This window comes from Yoonia sp. 208BN28-4 (assembly GCF_037543925.1).
In the GTDB taxonomy this organism is placed as follows: Bacteria; Pseudomonadota; Alphaproteobacteria; order Rhodobacterales; family Rhodobacteraceae; genus Yoonia.
Genome location: NZ_JBBIFY010000002.1, coordinates 677960 through 697235, shown reverse-complemented (window position 1 = coordinate 697235; position 19276 = coordinate 677960). Strand labels below are relative to the sequence as shown.

The window sequence follows — 19276 nt, the reverse complement described above, 5'->3', positions numbered from 1 at the left end:
TTGTGACCATATCGGGGGACGCCAGAATGCCAGACCGCAAGATGAACTGGGCCATGCCTGTCATGCGTGCAGGATATGCCGGACGCGGGCTGACGTATCTTGCGATCTCCGGCCTTTCGCTCTGGACGATCTGGCAGGGCGGCGATGCCCAAGGCACATCCGAGGCGCTCAAATCGCTTGAGACATCCTTTGGCGGCCAATTCGCGCTTTATATCATCGCGATCGGATTGCTGGCCTACATGGGCTGGCGCGTACTGGACGGTATCGCCGATCTGGAGGATTACGGGCGAGACGGGAAAGGTTTGATCGCGCGCGGCGGCATGGTCGTGACCGGCCTGCTTCATGGCGTCATCGGGATCGCGGCTTTTGCCATCACCGCGACATCAAGCGATGGCGAAGGCGGACCGTCGCGCATTCAGCAAGCCACCCGCATGGTGATGGAGATGCCACTGGGTGTCTGGGCCGTCGGAGCTGCGGGCGCCATAACCGTTGGTGCGGGCATCTACTATCTGCGCAAGGCGTGGACCCAATCGTATCGCGACAAACTGGAAGGCAACCACTTCACCACACACTGGTCGCCTGCCCTGCAAGCAGGCGTTGCCGCGCAGGGTCTGACGGTCGGAACCATTGGCGCGTTTCTGCTGTTCGCGGCCGTGCGCCACGATCCGTCGCAAGCCGGCGGCTTGGGCGAGATGTTTTCATGGCTGTCGGGCGAGCCTTATGGGCGCATCCTTGTGACGCTTTTGTGCATCGGCCTGCTGGGATTCGCTTTGTTTTTGTTTGTGAATGCACGCTACAGGATCGTCGACAAACTATCCGATCCTGACATCACCACCCTAAGCGCGAAACTGGGCTAGCCGCCCCAGATCACACGCACGTAATTCTGCGTCTCGCGGTAGGGCGGAATGCCACCGTATTGCTGCACTGCACCTGGCCCTGCGTTATAGGCCGCAAGCGCCAGTTCCCATGTTCCGAAGGTGTTGTATTGCGTGCGCAGATAGCGCGCGCCGCCTTCAAGGTTCTGGCGAATGTCGTGCGGGTTGACACCTAGCTGCTGCGCCGTTCCCGGCATCAGCTGCGCAAGTCCGATGGCACCTTTGACTGACAACGCATTGGTATTCCAGCCGCTTTCCTGTTGCACCAGCCGCAGGAACAAATCCTCTGGCACGTTGTGTTGGCGGGCGGCCGAGCGCGCCACATCCAGAAGCGGGCCGTTGTAGCGACCCGTATAGCGCTGAACAGCGGCAGGCGTGCCGGGCACTTCGACTCGTGGTGGTTGCAACCTGATCGAGTTCGAATATTGCGACGCAGCCCGCCCATCAAGCACCGACAGCTGGTTCTGGAAAAGGCTGGCGCGGGACCGCGTGGAAATGGTGTCGGCCCAAGACATATGGCCCGCAAAAATACCCGCGATCGTGACCGCGATTGCCAATCGTTTCATATCAGAAAACCTTTGCCCCGTTCCGTCACATCTCACCACACGCGCCAAACAATACCGATTTTGCGCCCTGACGCCACCCTCGGATGCGAAACCTTGCATTAACCATCCCGTGACACGGTGCGCCTAGTTGTGAGCGCCCCTTGGGTCTGTCACATATGAACATCAAGAATCGCAGCCACGCGCTGCCTGACATATCAGCGACGGGGGACCCGCAATGGCCGGATCAGTGAACAAAGTCATCCTTATCGGAAATCTGGGGCGCGACCCCGAAGTGCGCACGTTCCAGAACGGCGGCAAGGTGTGCAACCTGCGCATCGCCACGTCCGAGACGTGGAAAGACCGCAACTCGGGTGAACGCAAAGAGCGGACAGAGTGGCACGCTGTCGCGATCTTCTCGGAGCCGCTTGCCCGCGTGGCCGAGCAGTATCTGCGCAAAGGCTCCAAGGTCTATCTTGAGGGCCAGTTGGAGACACGCAAATGGCAGGACCAGTCCGGTCAGGACAAGTATTCGACAGAAGTTGTGCTGCGCCCCTATTCGTCGACGCTGACAATGCTGGACGGACGCGGTGACAACCAAGGCGGCGGTGGCGGCTATGGTGGTGACAGCGGCGGCTATGGCGGCGGTGGCGGTTATGACAGCGGTGGCGGCTACGACAGCGGCCCATCGGGTGGATCGTCGTCCGGCTCCGGCGGCGGCGGTGGGCGCTCTGACATGGATGACGAAATCCCGTTCTGATGCACCTGCGCGCGCTTGATACGGCTGATGGCCCTGACGCGCTTGCCCTTTACAACGAACTGACATTCGGGCCGCCAAGCACTGACCTGGCGGCCTATTTATTGGTCCTGAACCATCCCGGCACGACGATCATCGGGGTCGAAATTGATGACCGCATCCGCGCGATGGTCACCTTGCATATCCTGCCCAATGTCACGTGGGATGCGCGCCCCTATGCGCTGATCGAAAACGTCATTACGGCATCTGCCTATCGCGAACGCGGCATAGGCAAAGCTGTGATGCAGCACGCGGCACAGGTCGCGTGGGATCAGAACGCCTACAAGATTATGCTGCTAACTGGTGAAAAGCGCGGCGCGCAGGATTTCTACCGCGCCTGCGGTTTTGACAGCGAAGACAAGACCGCCATGGTCATGCGCCGCCCCTAGCCTTTGACGTCAAGCGCATCGCGCAGCACACGGCGCACCACGTCCAGATCAATGTCAGCCGTCACAAACGCATCGCCAATAGCCCGCGCCATGATGAAGTTGATCGTGCCGTCCGTCACTTTTTTGTCCTGTCCCATCAGATCAATCAGCGCATCGGCGTCAGGCAGATCACCCGGAATATCGGCCAGATCGACCTTCATGCCCATGTCACGCAGATGCGCCCGCACGCGGCTTGGATCTTCTTGCGAACACAGGCCTGATCTTGCCGACACCTCAAATGCAAGAGCACAGCCAATGGCGACCCCTTCCCCATGCACAAGGCGATCCGCGTCATATCCCGTCGCGGCCTCCAGCGCGTGGCAGAAGGTATGGCCCAAGTTGAGAAGCGCGCGGTCACCTGCTTCTTTTTCGTCGCGCATCACGATGTCGGCTTTCATTTGGCAGGACCGTTCCACGGCACGGACACGCGCCGCTGCATCGCCCTTGGCGATTTTGGGTCCTTCAACCTCAAGCCAGTCAAAAAATGCTGCATCCCCCAACAAACCGTATTTCACAACTTCGCCATAACCCGACAAGAAGTCACGATCGCTGAGTGTATCCAGCAATGCCGTATCGGCCAGCACCAGCGACGGCTGATGAAACGCTCCGATCAGATTTTTACCCTGCACCGAGTTGATGCCTGTCTTGCCGCCGACCGAGCTATCCACTTGCGCCAGCAATGACGTAGGCACCTGCACAAACCGGACACCGCGCCGCAGGATTGCAGCGGCAAAGCCCGCCAGATCACCGATCACACCACCGCCAAAGGCCACGACAACATCGCCACGCTCGACTTTTTGGGACAGCAGCCATTCGACAGATTGTTCCAGACAGGGCCACCCCTTGGTCTTTTCACCCGCAGGCAAGGTCAGCGCCTCGGACGTTAGGCCCGCTTGGGCCAGCGTGTGCTGCAACGCCTCAAGATGAAGCGCTGCGACATTCGCATCAGTGATAATTGCCACATGTTTGCGCCCGCCCATCGCGGCAATGCGCGTGCCAGCCTCTGCCAGCACGTCGCGCCCGATGATGATGTCATAGGCGCGTCCCGGCAGGCCTACGTGAACGGTTGCGGCAGTCATGTAACGTTACTCCAGAATATCGGGGCGCTGGTGCAAAACCTGCACAACAGCGTCGGTCGTCTCGTCGATGCTATAGCCCGTCGCCACGGGCACGCGCAGATCGGCCTTGGCATAGACCGGCACGCGGGCATCAAAAATCTCGGACAGGGTCTTGCGCGGATCGGCGGTGCGCAGCAACGGGCGGGTGTCTTTGTGGCGGACCCGTTCCCACAGCAGATCTAGCGGCGCATCAAGCCAGACCGCCACACCCTTGTCAGCGATACCGTCACGAATGCGCGGCGTCAGGAACGCCCCGCCGCCAGTTGACAGGATCGCAGGCGGGCCCGACATTAGCCTGTCGATCACCTCGGCCTCGCGTCTGCGGAAAAACGCCTCACCGTCATTGGCGAAAATCTCGGCGATGGTGGCGCTGGCCGCTTCCTCGATCGCCGCGTCACTGTCCAGAAACGGCACGCCCAATCGACCGGCGAGCGCGCGCCCGATCGCCGTCTTTCCCGACCCCATCATGCCAACCAGCACAACCGTCCGTTTGAGTTTTCCGTTCGCCGCCACGCCATTCCCCATCGTCTCATCCGCGCCAGAAATCGGCACGGGGCCGCTTAATCAAAAAATCTGCACCTTGATGGCGTGATCTTGCACGAAAGGCCATATATAACCGACACGAACAACGCGGCGATACAGCCGTGGGCGAGGCAAGAAGCAAGACGATTGGGGCAATGAATGTGGCGACTTATCAAACTGTTGGTGTTTTTGACGGCCTTGGCCGCCATCGGTCTGATCGGCTATGCCTATCTGGGGCCGATTTTCACGCCCGATGATTTTGCGCCACCGGTGGAACAGGTCGTCGAACCGATCGTTCTGGAAGCCAATTAAGGTGCGGCGGCTGGTGACATCTGTGCTGCTGTGCAGCTTGGCCGCCCTGCCCGCCACGGCGCAAACCGACCAGCCCCTGTCTGCAATTGACTGGCTGTCGCGCAGTGTGACAGCGCCTGTCGCCCCCACAACCGTGCAGCCGCCGCTGAACGAACCGCCTGTGACCGACAGTGCCAGCACGCCGCAAATCACCATGACACCGCTTGATGCGCCCTCACCCGATCCGGTTGGCCTGTTACCGCCGGATGTGACGGGTTTGCCCCGCAGTTTGTGGTCTGCCAGTGATGAGTCGATGGTGATAACGCTGGTGCAGGCCGAGCGGACAGACAGCCTGCCCGCAATTCAGGACTTCCTGATGACGCTGATGCTGGCCGAAGCCGATGCCCCCCTTGGTGCGGGCACCGACGGCGCGTTATTTGTCGCGCGGGTGGACAAGCTGCTGGATTACGGCGCGATTGAACAGGCGCAGGCGCTGTTGGAACAAACCGATATCGAAGAGCCGGAGCTGTTTCGCCGCTGGTTTGACGTGGCACTTTTGACCGGATCTGAAGATCGCGCCTGCGATGTAATGCAAGCCAACCCGCAGGTCGCCCCGACGTATGCGGCGCGCATTTTCTGTCTGGCCCGCAGCGGGGAATGGCCTGCCGCTGCACTCACCCTCAATACCCATCGCGCACTTGGCGATGTCAGCCCCGAGGAAGAGGCGCTATTGTCGCGGTTCCTTGATCCGGAACTTTACGAAGATGATGGCGCACTGCCACCGCCCAGCCGGATCAGCCCTTTGGTGTTCCGTATGCGCGAGGCGATTGGCGAGGGTCTCCCGACATCCAACCTGCCCCGCGCCTTTGCACATGCTGATCTGCGTGACACGGTGGGCTGGAAAAGCCAGTTGGAAGCGGCAGAGCGTCTGGTGCGGCATGGTGCGGCTGATCGTAATGTTCTGGCGGGCTTCTACCTTGCGCGAACGCCTTCGGCATCCGGCGGCGTCTGGGACAGGGTGGAAGCGATGCAACGGTTTGTCACCGCGCTTGACGCGCGCGATCCGGGCGCTGTGTCCGAAACCCTGCCTGCGGCATGGGACGCCGCACAACGTGCCCAGATTGAAGTGCCGTTTGCCGCGCTTTACAGCGCCCAGCTACAGGGATTGCCCCTATCAGAAGGGGCGCGCGACACGGCATTTACCATTGGCCTCCTGTCCGGCGACTACGAAACTGTGGCCTTAAACGCAGGCGAAGACAGTGACCCATTCCTTGTCGCACTGGCGCGGGGGTTTCCGGACGAAGTGGAAACAGCCGATGACACGCGCTTGGCCATTCAGGCGGCCTATGTGGATGCCACGCCGCCAGACGCGCTGACGACATTGGTGAATGATGGCAAATTGGGTGAAGCCTTGTTGCGCAATGTCGCGCTGTTTGACAGCGGTTTGTCAGGTGACACACGGGCCATTACGCAAGCGATTGCGCTTTTTCGCATGGTCGGGCTTGAGGATGTGGCCAGACGTGCCGCGCTCCAGTTCCTGCTGCTGGATCGCGCCGCATGACCAGCGCCGCCGATCAGCCCATGATGCACTGGGTGCAGGCTTTTCTTGAGGCGCAGGCCGCAGAACTGGATGCCGCCACAAACACCCAACTGGCCTATGCGAATGATCTGAAAGACTTTGCTGGCTGGCTTGGCCCGAAATCGGCGCATTTTGCTACCGCCACTCAGGACCATGTGGAGGGCTATCTCATTGATTGCGATGCGCAGGGCCTGTCGCGTTCCACCCGTGCGCGGCGACTTTCGGCGATTAAACAGCTTTACCGCTTTGCCTTTGAGGAAGGGTGGCGCAGCGATAATCCTGCTATCCGCATCAAAGGGCCGGGAAAGTCAAAGGCGCTTCCAAAAACGCTTTCGATTGAAGAGGTTGACCGACTGATTGCAGCGGCGGGCCAGCACAAACGCGACGGGCTGCGCAATGCCTGTCTGATGCAACTGCTGTATGCCACGGGCATGCGCGTGACCGAACTGGTGACTCTTCCGGTGTCTGCCGCCCGCGGCGATCCGCAAATGCTGCTGGTGCGCGGCAAGGGCGGCAAGGAACGTCTGGTGCCACTGTCACACACCGCGCGCGACGCTATGGCCGCCTATCTGATCAAGCGCGACGCGGATGAAGAATTGGCGCGCAAGGACGGTAAGCCCGCATCGCCCTATCTTTTCCCGTCGCGTAGCAAGGCCGGTCATCTGACCCGGCACAGGTTCTTTGGCATGATCAAGGAATTTGCCGGTCTGGGCGGCGTTAGCCCAGATAAGGTGACGCCCCACACGCTGCGCCATGCCTTTGCGACGCACCTTCTGGCAGGTGGTGCTGACCTGCGGGCGATCCAGACGATGCTGGGCCACGCGGATGTCGCCACCACGGAAATCTACACGCATGTCCTTGACGAAAGGCTGCATGATCTGGTGATGGAACATCATCCGCTTGCCAAAAAAGCTGCATCGGACGATCCTGCGACTTGAAGCGGGCGCACCTGATGCCACATAACAGCACAAACACAATAGAAAGAGCCCAATGGACACCGCCATCTTCGACGCCGCGTTTTGGATAACCGCAGGCGCCATCCTCGTTCTGCTTGTGCTGTCGGGGTGTTTTTCGGGGTCCGAAACCGCTTTGACAGCTGCGTCACGGGGCAAGCTGCGCTCGGCTGCGGATCGCGGCTCAAAGGGTGCCCAACACGCGCTTGATGTAACCGAAGACAATGAACGGCTGATCGGGTCTGTTCTGCTGGGCAACAACGTCGTGAACATTCTGGCCACATCGCTGGCCACGGCCCTCCTGACCAAAGTCTTTGGGCAAAACGGCGTTGCGGCAGCCACGCTGATTATGACGCTGTTGGTGCTGATCTTTGCCGAAGTGCTGCCCAAGACCTTTGCGATTACGAACCCCGAATTGGTGGCCTCTGCCGTGGCGCGACCCATCTCGATTGTGGTGCTGGTCTTTTCGCCCATCGTGAACGCGGTGCGGGTGCTTGTGCGCCTAATTCTGGGTCTTTTTGGCGTAAAAACCGATCCTGACAGTCACATTCTTGCCGTGCGCGAAGAGATTGCTGGCGCGCTTCAGCTGGGTCATTCCGAAGGCGTTGTCGAAAAAGAAGACCGTGACCGCATTCTGGGCGCGCTGGATCTGAACGAACGCATGGTCGAAGAGGTGATGCTGCATCGATCAAACATTGAAATGGTCGATGCCGCCCTGCCCCCGCAGGATATTCTGAGCCAGATTTTGCAAAGCCAGCACACGCGGCTTCCGGTTTACCGTGACGATCCAGAGAACATCGTTGGCGTGATCCATGCCAAAGACCTGCTGCGCGCGATCCACAAAGAACTCGCCGGAGCCACACCGGAGCCAAAAGCGCTGGCGGATTTCGACGTGCTTAGCGTCGCGATGGACCCGTATTTCGTGCCCGAAACAACCACGCTGGATGACCAGATGCGCGAGTTTCTGCGCCGTAAAGCGCATTTCGCGCTGGTGGTCGATGAATACGGTGCCTTGCAAGGCCTGTTGACGCTGGAAGATATCCTTGAGGAAATTGTCGGCGAGATTGCGGACGAATTTGACGAAGACGACGAGAACCTTGTCGAGGCAACCGATGATGGCGGCTATCTGGTGGAAGGCGTCATGACGCTGCGCGACCTGAACCGCAGTCACGACTGGAACCTGCCGGATGACGAGGCCAACACGGTGGCCGGTCTTGTGATCCACGAAGCGCAGATGATCCCCGTGCAGGGACAAGTATTCTCGTTCCATGGATTCCGCTTTGAAGTGGTCGAGAAGGAAGAAAACCGGATTGCGGTGCTGAAGATCAAGCCGCTTTAATCTGGATCATGTTTTGCGCCGCCTTTGGCGTCGCCAGAAGGGCCGCCAAAGGCGGCCCCTTTTTTTTGAGTATTTTTGGCAAAATGATACGAGAACATCCGCCCCAATGGTGCTGGTGTTGTGATGAACCTAACGCCCGCGGAAAAGCCCGCCGAGGATGCCACGTACAATGCGGCGGCCCGTTGTGCCTTTCAGCTCTTTCACCACCACGGATGTGATCGCATCGCCAAAGCCGCCGCCGGAGCGCTTCCGCCCGCTGGAGCGTGAGGTTGACCGTGACGTGGTGCTGCCGCCATCGTAGCGGCGACCGGCTTTGAATTCCCGTTCTTTTTCTTCAAGTGCGTCTTCGGCTGCCTCGGCGGCTTCTGCTTCTTTTGCGGCTTTTTCGGCGCGTGCGGCCAACATTTCGGCAGCGCTTTCGCGATCCAGCGTGGCGTCGTATTTGCCAGCCATGGACGAGGCATCCATCACAGCTTTGCGTTCGGCCAAGGTGATCGGACCCAGCTGCGATGATGGCGGGCGGATCAACGTGCGCTCTACAACGCCGGGGATGCCTTTGTGATCGAGCATCGACGTCACGGCCTCACCGGTGCCGACCTGCTGGATCGCCTCGCCGGTATCAAAGGCGGGATTGTCGCGATAGGTTTGAGCGGCCAGTTTCAGTTCTTTGCGGTCTTTGGCCGTAAACGCGCGCAATGCGTGCTGGATGCGATTGCCCAATTGGGACAGCACATCATCGGGCACATCCGCAGGGTTTTGCGTGATGAAATAAACGCCCACACCTTTGGACCGGATCAGCCGCGCGACCTGTTCGACCTTGTCCACCAGCGCCTTGGGTGCGCCATCAAACAGCAAGTGGGCCTCGTCGAAGAAGAACACCAGCTTGGGTTTGTCGGGATTGCCGACCTCTGGCAGTTCCTCGAATAGCTCGGACAGAAGCCACAACAGGAATGTCGCATAAAGGCGTGGACTGCCCATCAGCTGATCGGCGGCAAGGATGTTGATCATGCCCCGCCCGTCGTCACCGCGCCGCATCATGTCGGCCAGTTCCAGCGCCGGTTCACCGAAAAGAGATACGCCGCCCTGATTTTCCAGCGTCAGAAGGGACCGTTGGATCGCCCCCACAGAGGATGTGGACACATTGCCATACCGCAAGGACAGGTCTTTGGCATTCTGCCCGACCCAGACCAGCAATGCCTGAAGGTCTTTGAGATCAAGAAGCGGCAGGCCCTCTTCGTCAGCAGCGCGGAAGGCGACGTTCATTACCCCTTCCTGCACATCCGTCAGTTCCAGCAGACGCGACAGTAAAAGCGGCCCCATTTCAGCAACGGTTGCGCGGATCGGGTGACCCTGTGCGCCAAACAGGTCCCAAAAGGTGACAGGGAATTTATCATAAACCAGATCAAGGCCGATGGTCTGCGCGCGCGACATAAACGGTTCGTGCAGTTTGAAATCGGGCGATCCTGACTTGGCCAGGCCGGACAGATCGCCTTTCACGTCAGACAGGAACACCGGCACGCCGTTGGCAGAAAACCCTTCGGCCAGAATTTGCAGCGTGACGGTTTTACCCGTGCCCGTGGCCCCCGCGATCAGGCCGTGACGGTTGGCCTTGTCCAGCAAAAGCGCTTGCGGGCTGGCATAGTTTTCACCGCCACCACCGATAAAGATACTGTCTGACATTCCCGATCCCTTTTTACCGCCCGATGGGGCGTTTTGTAGCAAAATACATTCTTAACAACTCTGCGCTAGTCTAAAGGCCGTTGCGGTGTGCAAGTTGCACTTGCGCATCCGACTGACTTCCTCCCTGTCAGACTGGCCGTGCCTTCGGGCACGGCTCTTTTTCTGTCTCGCGACGTGAAAGGTGGCGGTTAACCCATTCATATTATTGCAAAAAGAAACCACCAAAAAAGTGATGCGTTCGCTGTTGACGTCCCGTGATGCGTTTCGTAACGTCAGCGCAATTAGTCGGCCAAGTCCGACAGGGAGAACCAGAAAAGGGTCCTGCAACCGCAGGGCTCTTTTTTGTTTCGGGCGTCCGGCAAGCGGTTTTCGCGTGCCTTCGCAAATGCGCCGTTCCTTGCCGACCAGTGCGACTTTCGGACTGACACGCCCCGCGCTGCATGGTAAAGCGCTGCAAACAGGACAAAATGGATTGTGAAATGCTTCATACGACAAAGCCACTGATGCTCGCTTTGCTGCTTGCGACCGCTGGCACCGCCTTCGCGCAGGAAACCACGACAGAGCCTGAGACGGACACCACAACGCAAGACGCCGCAACCGATGACACGGCCACCGATGATACGGCCGAAGAAGCCGAAGAAGTCGGCGGTGACCTGTCGATGGGGTCACCGATTGACCAAACCGTTGCTGCCGAGGCTGGTCAGCTTCAGGTCGGGCAACCTTATATCCGCGAAGAATTTGGCGACTGGGCGTTGCGCTGCCTGAAGGCCGAAGAGGGTCAGAACGACCCTTGCCAGCTTTATCAGTTGCTGCTGGACGAAAACCAGAACCCTGTGGCCGAGATCAGCATGTTCCCGTTGCCCCCCGGTGGCCGCGCCGCCGCTGGTGCGACAATCGTCGCCCCTCTGGAGACACTGCTGACCCAGCAGTTGACCTTGCAAGTTGATGGGGGTGAGGCGCGCCGTTATCCCTTTACCTTCTGCAACACCGCCGGTTGCGTATCACGCGTTGGTTTCACAGAGCAGGAAGTGAACCTGTTCAAGCGCGGCAATCAGGCCACCGTCCGCATGGTGCCCGCCGCATCGCCCGAAGAAGAGGTGATCGTCACGATCTCGCTGACAGGCTTTACTGCCGGATTTGACAACTCGGCGGCGCAAGAGGGTCAGTAGAGCCCCCTGTCATTCATCGTTTCAAAGGGCTGCGCACCGCGCGGCCCTTTTTCGTTGTATTGGACTATGCGTGCTTTTGTAGCGCCATGACGGCATTCAATCCGCCAAAAGCAAAAGCGTTTGAGAGCGCGACATCGACGCTGGCCTCGCGCGCAGTGTTGGGCACCACGTCCAACGCACACTCAGGATCAGGTTCCTCATAGCCGATGGTCGGGGCGACAACGCCGTCGCGCACGGCCATGATACAGGCCAGTAGTTCCACCGCCCCTGTGCCGCCGATCAAATGGCCATGCATTGATTTGGTGCTGGAGATCATCAGCTTGTCAGCATGGGCGCCAAAAACATCAGCCACAGCCGCACATTCGGTCTTGTCATTGGCCGCCGTGCCTGTCCCGTGCGCGTTGATGTAGCCAACCGCATCCTTGGCGAATTTGGCATCCGTCAGCGCACCTGCGATCGCCCGCGCGGCACCCTGCTTGGACGGCATCACAATATCCGAGGCGTCGGACGACATGGCAAAGCCTACAACTTCGCACAGGATATCGGCGCCCCGCGCATGCGCATGCTCCATATCCTCGAACACGAAAACGCCAGCGCCTTCGCCCTGCACCATGCCGTTGCGGGTGGCCGAAAACGGGCGGCAGGCATCGCGCGACATCACGCGAAGACCTTCCCAGGCTTTGATCCCGCCAAAGCACAACATGCTTTCGGACCCGCCCGTGACCATCACAGTCGCCATGCCGGAGCGGACCATGTTGAACGCCTGACCCATCGCGTGATTGGACGAGGCGCACGCCGTCGCCACGGTGAAGGACGGACCACGCAGGTTCCATTCCATGCTCACCTGACTGACGGCGGCATTGTTCATCAGCTTTGGCACGATGAAGGGGTGCACGCGGTTTTTGCCCTCTTCATAGACAACGCGGTAGTTTTCATCCTGCGTATTCAGACCACCACCGGACGTGCCAAGGACAACACCGGACCGATCCGCCAACGCGCCGTTAAACGAAAGCCCCGCCTGCCCGATCGCTTCGCGCGCGGCCAAAAGCGTGAATTGCGTAAAACGGTCATAAAGCGAAATTTGCTGGCGATTGAAATGCGCGGCCTCATCGTAGTTTTTGACCTGCGCGCCGATCTGGATGGTGAGCCTGTCCGCATCGCGAATGTCCAGCGGGCCGATCCCGCACACGCCATTTTGCATCGCAGCCAATGTCGTTGGCACATCGTGACCCAGCGGATTAATCGTGCCCGCGCCGGTAATCACCACACGGGGCATCCTATTTCTGCTCCGCAATCAGCTTTTCAACGGCAGCGACAATGCTGGCCACGGTCGAGATATCAAAATCGCTCTCGCCGGGGTCATTGGCATTAAACGGGACGTTGATGTCGAACGTCTCTTCGATGGCGAAAATGCTTTCAACCAGACCCAGACTGTCGATGCCCAAATCCGCGGGCGTATCGTCCAGCTTGATATCCGACGGCTCCAACAGCGCCTGCTCGGCGATGATCGCGATGACCTGATCCTGAACGCTCATGTGACATATCTCCGGCTGTCGATTGCGCCTGATCTAGTCATTCCGGGTGGATTTTGAAACCGCTTTGTGGGGTCTGGCCGCCTGACGCAACTGTCGCTGCTGCGCGCGGTACTGCAACATCGGCACGGCAGGATAGCCCATGACAAAGCTGCCGGATGGTATATCGCCCAATGCAATGGCAGCACCGCCAAGCACAACATCGGACCCGATTTTGATATTGTCAGCCGCGCCGGATTTGCCGCCCATGACCACACGATCACCAATGACTGTCGATCCGGCAACCGCTGCCTGCGCGCAGAGCAGGCAATCCTCGCCCACGATGACATTATGACCGACCTGAACCAAATTATCGATCTTGGTGCCGCGCCCGACCTGTGTCGCCCTGATGGTTCCGGCGTCGACTGTGCTGTTGGCACCTACCTCCACGTCATCCGCGATGATGACGCCGCCAAGCGAATGGATACGGTGCAGCGTGCCATCCATCGGCTGAAACGGTGTCTTTCCCAATGTGCGCAGTCCGGTTTCGGGATGTGATGGTGTTGCGGTGACGAAGGAAAAGCCGTCTGCGCCGATCACCACATTCGGATGCAGGATCACCCCGTCCCCCAGCGTGACATTGTGCGAAATGCGCACGCCAGAGCGCAGTGAGCACCCTGCCCCGATCACACTGCCCGCCGCGACACTGGCATGACTGTCGATCCGCGTGCCATCGCCAATAGATGCACCCGCGCCAATACTGACGAAAGCACCAATAAAGACACCGTCACCGATCACGGCGTCCGGTGCCACGTCCGCCAAAGGGTGAATACCATCAGCTGTTTCGTTGCGGTCAAAGGCTTGCGTCAGCCCCGCCATGGCCAAACGCGGGCGGGACACCACGATAGCAGCATCAAGCCCCAGCGCTTTCCAATCCGCATCAGCCCAGACCACCGCAGCTTTTACGGCTGTATTGGCGGCAAGCGCCTCGCCATAGCGTGGGGACATGGCAAGGGCCAGATCATCAGGCCCCGCTGCTGCCGGTTCGGTAAGACCAGCCACGACAATCGCGCCGTTGCCATGCACTGTGGCCCCAAGGTGGGCCGCAATTTCACTGATACTGATCATGGCTCCGCCTCGCCTTATATGAGGCGTCCAGACCTAGCCCTGAAACGCGCGCAGAGCCACCCCTTCGGACGACAGTGCGTTCCAGATGCGGCGGTCGCGATCATAGATGTCGCGGCGGAACTGGATCTGTCCATCAACGTCCGTGAATGCCGTGCGGTAAACGATATGCACCGGCACCTGCACTTCAAGGTTCACGCGGCTTTCGGCCCCTGTGCGCAAGCGCGACTGAAAGAACCCGACCGGATCAGCGGTCTGCGCGGCCAGCAGGTGGTAGGCGAAATCAAACGGATCATTCAGGCGAATACAACCGTGTGAATAGGCCCGCACCTCACGACCAAACAGACTTTTGGCAGGTGTATCGTGGAGGTAGATATTGTAGCGGTTCGGGAACATGAACTTCACCAGACCCAGCGCATTACGGCTGGATGGCGGTTGGCGCATCGAGAACGGGAAGTTGCTGGCATTATAGCGATTGAAGTTGATGCTGTTGCGGCTCACCACTTGCCCACGGCTGTTGATGATCTGCAAATGCCCAGCTGCACCACGATTGCGCTGCATTTGCGGCAGATACTCACGGGTCGTGATCGAGCGTGGCACATACCAGCTTGGGTTGATGACCATATGTTCCATGATGTCAGAGAATTCGGGGCTTTGACGGTCCGCGTCACGCGCCCCGATGACAGAGCGGGTCGAGAAAGTTGTGCGATCAAAATCAACGACATTGGCAGTAAAGTCAGTCAGGTTCACCCATACATGACGGTCGCCGCGTTCCATATTGGTCCAGCGTTCACGCTCCATCGCAACGATGACCGACTGTAGACGCTTTTCCATCGGAATATTGATCTGCGCCAAGGTGCCCTCGCCCACGGTGCCGTCAACATCAAGCCCGTGATTGCGCTGGAACTCTTCCACCGCGGCTTTCATCGTCGCGTCGAATGTCTGGGTCGCGGTCCGTTCAAGATAGCCCATTGCGATCAGGCGATTGCGCAAGGCAACCACCGCCGCACCGGACGCTCCAACCTCAAGGCGTCCGGCTGGCACAGATTGACCCCAGCCGCCTTCTGTCAGTTGCTGTTCCATCTCCAGCTTTTGACGCATGAGGCGCGTGTATTCAGGGCTGCTGGGCGGCAGAGCACGCAGGAAAGTCGCGGCATTTGTGTTCAAAAGACCATTCAGCAAGTCCAGCCGGTCGCGCAGCGGCACTTCACGCACGATCAGTGGGACAACAGATTTCGGACGCAACACTCCTGTTTGCACATCGCGGGCATATTGCAGGAACAGGCGGCTAAGCTCGACTTCCATCGCGCCCTGCTCTGCGGGGGTCCGTGCGGCCTGAATGCGGGCAATCAGCGCGTTGGTGTCATAACGGTCCGATGGCAGGCCGTGATCACTGGCACCGGCAAATGCCCCCAACAGGGCGTTTCGGCGGTCGGCGTCTTCGGCGTGCGACCAGATCCCTTCAAAGCTTCGGGCGCGGTAGAACGCGGCCAGATCATCATCGCGGGCGGCAGCCTCGGCGACGGCCTGACGAAAGGCTGTGACCTGCGCGGCAGCCGATTGCGGCACGCTGAGCAAAGCAAAAACAAACAAAGACATTGCAGCAAAAAGGTTTTGCACCACAAAGCGACGCGAAAACTGCATCAGGGTCATCTCGAACTTTCCTCCACGTTCAGACAGAATCACAATCCAGCCGGGAGGAGCCAACGTCCATTCACAATAGACGTGATCGCACGCGAAACAGACCGCTGTTGCCCGAAAACCCTTTTTGTTCCGAAAAGTTCCACGAATTTGATGAAAATCTGCGCAGATTCTCGCCGACCAATGCTACGTTAACCCTAAGGGGCGTAAACAAGCCTTGGTCAGCGATTCGTCATGTGGCATATACGTGGCGAGCATCTGGGGGACAGATGGCAACCGGCGATATGAAATCGCCACAAGATCGAGCGACGGGACAGGCGCAGTTAACATGACGAAAGCAAACTCCTCGGGGATGACCCGGCGTGGTGTGCTGGCTGCATTCGCAGCTACAGCAGTTACCGCAGCACCTACATTCGCAAACGCAGCAGGTTTTCTCCGGGGTGGTGGCGATGTCCGCCGCATCCGGATGTATTCAGGCCGCACAGGCGAACGACTTGATACAATCTACTGGATCGAAGGGCAGTACATCGCGGAAGCAATTCGCGAAGTGAACCTGTTCATGCGCGACTGGCGCACGGGCGGCGCGATCCAGATGGACACACGCACCGTTGATATTATGGCCGCGTCCTTGCGCCTGATGGATGTCAACGAACCCTACATGCTGTTGTCCGGCTACCGGTCACCGGAAACCAACGCAATGTTGCGCAGCCGGTCCTCCGGCGTGGCGCGGCGGTCGTTGCACATGGTCGGTCAGGCCGCAGACCTGCGTCTGCAAAGCCGTTCAACCGCGCAGATGGCACGTGCCGCACAATCCTGCCGCGCTGGCGGTGTGGGGCGTTATTCCGGCTCCAACTTTGTGCACATGGATTGTGGTCCGGTCCGGTCCTGGGGTGGTTAAACACCAACGTCCACTAATACGGATCATACGATCTGATTGTTTCGAACGGCGCTGTAATGGCGCCGTTTTTTATTGCGAGCACCCTTTCACGCCCGCGTGATCACTGGCAAAATCCACGGGAACCCTGCAAATCGGTGCCCCCATGCCGCTGACCTCTGATCGCCCGGCTTTGATCCGCCTGACCGACGCCCGCTACGGTGACGGGATCGGCACGCCTTTTGGCGGTGTTGATCCGGTGATCATCTCAAACGGGCTGTTCGATCAGGACGGCGACATGCCCAACAGTGCGGGGCTAAGCAATTTGTTCGTCGCGTGGGGCCAGTTCATGGACCACGACCTTAGCCTGTCACCAGAAAATCATGCCGAGACGATTGCAGCGCCGGGTCTTGTTGCGCCGCTGGAACGCTCCGAAGTGGCAGATGGCACAGGGATCGACAGCGCGCGCCTGCCCGTAAATGCGATCACTTGGCAAATTGACGGCAGCCAGATTTATGGCAGTACCGACAGCCGGACCGACGATCTGAGGGCGTTCGAAGACGGCAAAATGCGTATGGCTTCGGATGCCACGTCCGACAAAGGGCTCATGCCAGACGCGGCCCCCGACACGTTTATGGCGGGCGACATATCATCAGATGATCCGGTTTTCTTGGCGGGTGATGTGCGCGCCAACGAGAACCCCGCGCTAAGTTCGGTGCACACGCTGATGGTGCGTGACCACAATTATTGGGCCGCACGTCTGGCAGAAGAGCATCCGGCATGGAACGACGACCAGCTGTTTGAGGGAGCGCGGCAGATCGTCGAATATACGCTGCAAAAAGTCACCTATGATGAATGGCTCCCCCATCTGATTGGTGACGCGGCCGGCCCGGATACTGGCTTTGATCCAACCGTCGACGGTCAGATCGCTGTCGAGTTTTCAACAGCGGCGTTTCGTTTCGGGCACACGATGGTGTCCAGCACGCTTGAGCGGCAAAACGAGGACGGCACCACCGCAGAGGGTGGTGATCTGGACATCAGAAACGCCTTCTTTAACCCTGATATCATTAAGGATTATGGCATCGATGCCATCTTGCGCGGACAAGCGTCCAGCGACGCGCAAGAGCTTGATACCAAGGTCATTGACGATCTGAATTTCTTTCTGCAAACGCCAGGCGGTCTGTCGGGCTTTAGTCTGGTGGGGCTTAACCTGTTGCGCGGGCAGGATCATGGCTTGCAATCTTATGTGGATACACGCGCCGCGTTGATTGGGGACATTGATCCGGCCACGCTGGACCCGACCGATTTCAGCATTATCAGCAGTGATCCCGCGCAGCAGGCCGCGCTGGCTGCGGTCTATCCCACGGTGCATGACGTTGATCTGTGGGTTGGCGGTCTTGCCGAGGATCCGATTGACGGCACCCAGTTCGGCCAGACCTTTACCCTGATCGTAGGCGACCAGTTCGCCCGCACGCGCGCGGCGGATGACACCTTTGGCGATCTTGATCCGGCCTTGGGCGATGCGATCATTGCAGAGGTGCGCGACACCAGTCTGCAAAAGGTCATTTTGCGCAACACCGACATCGACACGCTGCAAGAAGATCCGTTCCTGACGATGCAGCGTGGCCTGACGGACATCTACGATGTTGCCGGCACGCCGGACGACGACACTATTGATCTTGTCGCCTTGAATATCACTGGCGCTGTCACGACTGGCGCAGGCGATGACACGGTGACGGTGACGGGCGGCACAACGGTCAGGGGCGATGTGGCACTTGGATTGGGGTCGGACAGTTTTACCCAAACCAGCGGCAGTATCGACGGGTCACTTTACACCGGACACAGCGCGCACGACGGCGGCGACATCGTCACCATCGGCGGCACCGCGCGGGTGGTCGGCGGCATCTATACCAGCGGTGGTGCGGACACGATCACGCTTGATGGCGGGGCCGAAGTGATCGGCACGATCTATACCGGCATGGACGACGACACCGTCACAATCGGATCACGTGTGACCGCAAGCGGGATCGTCACGCAAACGGGTAGCGACAAGATCAATCTGTCTTACGGGGCGGACGTCGGCAAAATCGACGGTGGCGAGGACGCAGATGGCAGCGACTTTGACGTGCTGTGTGTCACGGGCGGGCCGTTTCGTGTGGACTACGCCTTTGGTGATCCCTTCAGTGAACGGGGCGACGTTGTCTTTCTGGACAGCAACGGCCAAGACATCGGCCGCGTCGCATTTCGCAATATTGAAAGCGTCACCTGCTTTACACCCGGCACACGCCTGATCACCGCAACAGGCACAGCGCGGATTGAAGACATATCTGTTGGTGACAAGATTTACACGCTCGACAACGGGCTTCAGCCAGTGCGCTGGATCGGACGCACGCGGGTGCCTGCGCAAGGCCCCTTCGCCCCGATTCATTTTGCGGCTGGCGCGTTCGGGAATATCCGCCCCATGTCGGTGTCACCACAGCACCGCATGATGGTGTCTGACTGGCGTTGTGACATGATCTGTGGCGCGGATGAGGTGCTGATCCCTGCCAAACATCTGGTCAACAACCAGACGATTTGGGTGCAGGAAGGCGGGATGGTTGACTACATCCATATCCTGTTTGACGACCACCAGATTGTGCTAGCCGATGGTATCCCGTCCGAAAGCTTTCACCCCGGCCGGACGGGTCTTGGCGCCATGTCCGAAGATACGCGCGCCGAAATCCTTGCCCTGTTCCCACAGCTTGCCCGCGATCTCGACAGCTTTGGCCCCGCCGCGCGCTATACGGTCAAACCGCATGAGGCCCGCCTGATCAATCGTCTGACCTGACGGGCG

Annotated in this window: 18 protein-coding genes; 10 read left to right on the top strand and 8 right to left on the bottom strand. The window is 59.3% G+C overall.

Annotation, left to right across the window (positions count from 1 at the left end; translation table 11 throughout):
- The first annotated feature begins 26 nt into the window (after positions 1 to 26).
- Positions 27 to 857: a DUF1206 domain-containing protein gene (locus V8J84_RS09700; RefSeq protein ID WP_339930494.1), complete on the top strand. Its 831-nt coding sequence runs from the start codon at positions 27 to 29 to the stop codon at positions 855 to 857.
- Here V8J84_RS09700 and V8J84_RS09695 read toward each other — a convergent pair.
- Entirely contained in the window at positions 854 to 1441 is a 588-nt protein-coding gene (locus tag V8J84_RS09695) for a lytic transglycosylase domain-containing protein (protein ID WP_339930492.1), read from the bottom strand. The genes V8J84_RS09700 and V8J84_RS09695 overlap by 4 nt on opposite strands.
- A gap of 214 nt (positions 1442 to 1655) precedes the next feature.
- Between V8J84_RS09695 and ssb the strand changes: the two genes are divergently transcribed.
- On the top strand, positions 1656 to 2177 hold the full coding sequence (gene ssb, locus V8J84_RS09690; protein ID WP_339930490.1) for a single-stranded DNA-binding protein: 522 nt from the start codon (positions 1656 to 1658) through the stop codon (positions 2175 to 2177).
- A complete protein-coding gene (locus V8J84_RS09685; protein ID WP_339930488.1) occupies positions 2177 to 2602 on the top strand; it encodes a GNAT family N-acetyltransferase in 426 nt (141 codons plus the stop codon). The genes ssb and V8J84_RS09685 overlap by 1 nt, the downstream gene beginning before the upstream one ends.
- On the opposite strand, the gene aroB is transcribed toward V8J84_RS09685, so the two are convergent.
- Positions 2599 to 3720, bottom strand: coding sequence for a 3-dehydroquinate synthase (gene aroB / locus V8J84_RS09680; RefSeq protein ID WP_339930486.1), 1122 nt, complete (start codon positions 3718 to 3720; stop codon positions 2599 to 2601). The two genes, V8J84_RS09685 and aroB, sit on opposite strands and share 4 nt — an antisense overlap.
- A gap of 6 nt (positions 3721 to 3726) precedes the next feature.
- Positions 3727 to 4284 (bottom strand): shikimate kinase, encoded by a 558-nt coding sequence (locus V8J84_RS09675; protein ID WP_339930718.1) that lies wholly within the window; start codon positions 4282 to 4284, stop codon positions 3727 to 3729.
- A gap of 156 nt (positions 4285 to 4440) precedes the next feature.
- Here V8J84_RS09675 and V8J84_RS09670 point away from each other — a divergent pair, with 156 nt between their 5' ends.
- The 4 genes from V8J84_RS09670 to V8J84_RS09655 are packed head-to-tail and all read left to right on the top strand — an operon-like array spanning position 4441 to position 8443.
- Positions 4441 to 4593: a hypothetical protein gene (locus V8J84_RS09670; protein WP_339930484.1), complete on the top strand. Its 153-nt coding sequence runs from the start codon at positions 4441 to 4443 to the stop codon at positions 4591 to 4593.
- The gene (locus tag V8J84_RS09665; RefSeq protein ID WP_445285963.1) at positions 4535 to 6133 is read left to right on the top strand and encodes a hypothetical protein; all 1599 of its coding nucleotides are present in this window, start codon (positions 4535 to 4537) and stop codon (positions 6131 to 6133) included. Before V8J84_RS09670 ends, V8J84_RS09665 begins: the two co-directional genes overlap by 59 nt.
- On the top strand, positions 6130 to 7089 hold the full coding sequence (locus V8J84_RS09660; RefSeq protein WP_339930477.1) for a site-specific tyrosine recombinase XerD: 960 nt from the start codon (positions 6130 to 6132) through the stop codon (positions 7087 to 7089). Before V8J84_RS09665 ends, V8J84_RS09660 begins: the two co-directional genes overlap by 4 nt.
- A 52-nt stretch (positions 7090 to 7141) precedes the next feature.
- On the top strand, positions 7142 to 8443 hold the full coding sequence (locus V8J84_RS09655; protein ID WP_339930475.1) for an HlyC/CorC family transporter: 1302 nt from the start codon (positions 7142 to 7144) through the stop codon (positions 8441 to 8443).
- A gap of 129 nt (positions 8444 to 8572) precedes the next feature.
- Here V8J84_RS09655 and V8J84_RS09650 read toward each other — a convergent pair whose 3' ends face one another.
- The gene (locus V8J84_RS09650; RefSeq protein WP_339930473.1) at positions 8573 to 10123 is read right to left on the bottom strand and encodes a helicase HerA-like domain-containing protein; all 1551 of its coding nucleotides are present in this window, start codon (positions 10121 to 10123) and stop codon (positions 8573 to 8575) included.
- Positions 10124 to 10602: 479 nt separating this feature from the next.
- Here V8J84_RS09650 and V8J84_RS09645 point away from each other — a divergent pair, with 479 nt between their 5' ends.
- On the top strand, positions 10603 to 11292 hold the full coding sequence (locus V8J84_RS09645; RefSeq protein ID WP_339930471.1) for an invasion associated locus B family protein: 690 nt from the start codon (positions 10603 to 10605) through the stop codon (positions 11290 to 11292).
- 64 nt (positions 11293 to 11356) lie between these two features.
- Here V8J84_RS09645 and V8J84_RS09640 read toward each other — a convergent pair whose 3' ends face one another.
- Genes V8J84_RS09640 through V8J84_RS09625 form a run of 4 tightly spaced genes read right to left on the bottom strand, consistent with a single transcriptional unit; the run spans position 11357 to position 15527 of the window.
- Positions 11357 to 12568 (bottom strand): beta-ketoacyl-[acyl-carrier-protein] synthase family protein, encoded by a 1212-nt coding sequence (locus tag V8J84_RS09640; protein ID WP_339930469.1) that lies wholly within the window; start codon positions 12566 to 12568, stop codon positions 11357 to 11359.
- A 1-nt stretch (position 12569) separates the two neighbouring features.
- Positions 12570 to 12827 carry an acyl carrier protein gene (locus tag V8J84_RS09635; protein WP_339930467.1) on the bottom strand — a complete coding sequence of 86 codons (258 nt, stop codon included), beginning with the start codon at positions 12825 to 12827 and terminating at the stop codon, positions 12570 to 12572.
- 33 nt (positions 12828 to 12860) lie between these two features.
- Entirely contained in the window at positions 12861 to 13931 is a 1071-nt protein-coding gene (lpxD, locus tag V8J84_RS09630) for a UDP-3-O-(3-hydroxymyristoyl)glucosamine N-acyltransferase (protein ID WP_339930464.1), read from the bottom strand.
- 33 nt (positions 13932 to 13964) lie between these two features.
- Positions 13965 to 15527, bottom strand: a complete 1563-nt coding sequence (locus tag V8J84_RS09625) for a L,D-transpeptidase family protein (RefSeq protein ID WP_339930462.1) — start codon at positions 15525 to 15527, stop codon at positions 13965 to 13967.
- Between the two features lie 370 nt (positions 15528 to 15897).
- Between V8J84_RS09625 and V8J84_RS09620 the strand changes: the two genes are divergently transcribed.
- Positions 15898 to 16467: a YcbK family protein gene (locus V8J84_RS09620; protein ID WP_339930460.1), complete on the top strand. Its 570-nt coding sequence runs from the start codon at positions 15898 to 15900 to the stop codon at positions 16465 to 16467.
- Between the two features lie 142 nt (positions 16468 to 16609).
- Positions 16610 to 19270 carry a peroxidase family protein gene (locus V8J84_RS09615; protein ID WP_339930458.1) on the top strand — a complete coding sequence of 887 codons (2661 nt, stop codon included), beginning with the start codon at positions 16610 to 16612 and terminating at the stop codon, positions 19268 to 19270.
- Positions 19271 to 19276 lie beyond the last annotated feature (6 nt).